The sequence below is a fragment of the Cupriavidus lacunae genome (assembly GCF_003353055.1).
Classification (GTDB): Bacteria; Pseudomonadota; Gammaproteobacteria; order Burkholderiales; family Burkholderiaceae; genus Cupriavidus; species Cupriavidus lacunae.
This window is the reverse complement of record NZ_QKWJ01000204.1, coordinates 1-2,421: the sequence shown is the minus strand read 5'-3', so window position 1 is coordinate 2,421 and position 2,421 is coordinate 1. Positions and strand designations below refer to the sequence as shown.

At 62.5% G+C, this 2,421-nt stretch carries 3 protein-coding genes; all 3 read right to left on the bottom strand.

Going from position 1 to position 2,421, the window contains the following annotated elements; all coding sequences use genetic code 11:
• Positions 1-461: 461 nt before the first annotated feature.
• Complete coding sequence (locus DN412_RS42630; protein ID WP_078196620.1) at positions 462-1,274, bottom strand: MetQ/NlpA family ABC transporter substrate-binding protein; 813 nt, start codon at positions 1,272-1,274, stop codon at positions 462-464.
• Positions 1,275-1,501: 227 nt separating this feature from the next.
• A complete protein-coding gene (locus tag DN412_RS42625; RefSeq protein WP_115216966.1) occupies positions 1,502-1,909 on the bottom strand; it encodes a VOC family protein in 408 nt (135 codons plus the stop codon).
• A 117-nt stretch (positions 1,910-2,026) separates the two neighbouring features.
• Positions 2,027-2,290: an SGNH/GDSL hydrolase family protein gene (locus DN412_RS42620; RefSeq protein ID WP_244223112.1), complete on the bottom strand. Its 264-nt coding sequence runs from the start codon at positions 2,288-2,290 to the stop codon at positions 2,027-2,029.
• Between the last annotated feature and the right edge of the window lie 131 nt (positions 2,291-2,421).

Here is a 2,421-nt window from a genome sequence, read left to right as displayed (position 1 = left end):
GATCCTCTACGAGGATCGCTTCACACAACCCCATCACTGAGATAGGATCAAAGGCCTGCCTGCCGGGCAGCCTGCCCGGCAGGCAGGCCTTTAGCCTTGCACACAAAAATCCTGACACCCCCCACCGACGCGGTACTTAGCAGGCTGCCAACCGCCTAAAGTCGGGTTCGTCCAATAGTCCGTCGATGTGGGCACAGACAGGGTGCGTAGCAGGCCCGAACGGCCAACCACGCAAGACGGCAAGCACCGCCGCTCGAATCACCAACACCACCAAATTGGTGGCCAGCCGCCTGAGGCGACGCGCTTTTTGGTTACTTTTTGTCGCTCGGACAAAAAGTGACCCGCCCAGCAGGGCGGAACCAGGCGGTCAAACCTACGACAACATCGACCCCGACCTACCTACCCAAGCAAGCCAACGAGCAAGGAGCCCCCCACCTACTCCACCAAAACCTCCCCATCAATCAAAATGACGGCACCATCGCCCCCTTGTACTGCGCCTTCATAAACTGCCGCACGTCTTCAGACTGGTACGCAGCCACCAACTTCTTGACCCACGGCTTATCTTTGTCCTGCGTGCGCACAACGATGATGTTGGCGTACGGGCTGTGGATGTCCTCCAGCGCGATCGCATCCTTGGTCGGCTGCAGCCCGGCGGCGAGCGCATAGTTGGTGTTGATCACGGCAGCGCTGACATCGGGCAGGGCACGGGCCAGCTGGGCGGCGTCGAGTTCCACGATCTTCAGCTTCTTCGGGTTCTCGGCCACGTCCAGCGGGGTGGCGTTGACACCGTTGGTGCCGGCGCCAGCCTTCAGCTTGATCACGCCTTGCGCCTGCAACAGCAGCAGGGCGCGGTTCTCATTGGACGGGTCATTGGGCACGGCCACCTTGGCGCCTTGCGGCAGGTCCTTCGCCGACTTGAGGTTCTTCGCGTAGATGCCCAGCGGCGAAATATAGGTGTAGCCCACGCTCTGCATCTTGTAGCCGCGTTGCTTCACCTGGCTGTCTAGGTAAGGCTGGTGCTGGAAGCTGTTGGCGTCCAGGTCGCCGGCGTCCAGCGCTGCGTTGGGCTGCACGTAGTCGTTGAACTCCACGACCTTGACGTTCAGGCCATTGCGCTTGGCCACTTTCTGGACGACTTGCCAGACCTCGGCGTCGGGGCCGCTGACGGTGCCGACGCGGATGGTCTGTTCCTGGGCCGAGACGCTGCCGGCGGCGATAAAACCAAGGGCGGACACTGCGACCGCCAGACGCTTGATGAGAGACGTGCTGCGCATAGGAGTTCTGGAAATATTCTGGTTATGTGGCGAGTGAGACAGTCGCCTGGGCAGGGATCGCCCGACCGGGGCGAGGGCCACAGATTAACGCAATTGCGTCCAGATGGCGCAGCGGGAATGAATCTGGCGTCTATTTCTTTTTCATATGCTTATGAATCCAAAAGAGGTCTGGAAACTGGCATTTAATGGCGTGCGTTAGCAACGGTGCGTCGGGGTCGCATTCGGCATTATTCCGTCACCGCCCCATACCCCTGCCCCTTCCACTCGATAAAACACAACCCATGCCCGAATGGGTCCGACAGCATTGCCTGCCGTCCCCAGGCAAAGTCCTGCGGCCAGTCCTCGATCTCGGCGCCGGCTTCCAGCGCGCGTTCGATGGCCTGTTCCAGGTCGGCGACGACAAAGTCGAGGTGGACGGGCGTCCAGTGGCGGCGGTAGTCGCGCCGGGTATCGGCACGGGTGGTGGGGCGGGTTCCGGCGGGCTTGGCAAGCAGGTAGATAGGGGCATTGCCGCCCAGCATCTCGGCGACGGTGCCGTCGAATAGCCTGCGGTTCAGTCTCAGGCCAAGCCCTTGCGCGTAGAAGTCGATGCCGCGCGGCAGGTCATCGACATCGATATTGATCAGCAACTCCATGACAGCCTCCTGGCGGCGTTCCGTGTGAGAGCGGCCGCATTGTGCGCCGGGTCTCCTGACACCTGCTGTCAGGAGTGATGTTTCAGCCGGCGTCAGGCAGGTGTCAGGGACGGCGATTCAGCCGCGCAGCAACTGGCGCACAACCGGGCGCAGCGCGTCGCCGAGCGCCAGGTGGGCGTCGGCATCCAGGTGCACGCCGTCGACCTCGCTGCTCTGAATGATGGTGCCGGCGTCGAACAGCGGACAGCCCAGTTGCGCGCAGACCTCGGCCACGGCCTGCGGCAACCCTGTCCACTTATGTTCGCCGCCAGCGAACTTGGGCGACAGCGGGCCGCGCGGGGTACGGATGGGAGGCGGGGTGACGACCAGAACCGGCGGCACCGGCATGCCCGGTTGTGCGTCCAGCTAAGGCTGGCATGTTCAGCAGGAGTCAGTCCTGCCGGGGTAGGAGTCAGAGGCCCCGTAGCTAGGATAGCAGGGTGGCGGGAAACCAAAACTCTGAAGCCTTTCGA

Bases quoted from the DNA above. Each gene is read 5' to 3' on its own strand.
- DN412_RS42630 (WP_078196620.1), bottom strand. From the start codon at position 1,274: ATGCGCAGCACGTCTCTCATCAAGCGTCTGGCGGTCGCAGTGTCCGCC.
- DN412_RS42625 (WP_115216966.1), bottom strand. From the start codon at position 1,909: ATGGAGTTGCTGATCAATATCGATGTCGATGACCTGCCGCGCGGCATC.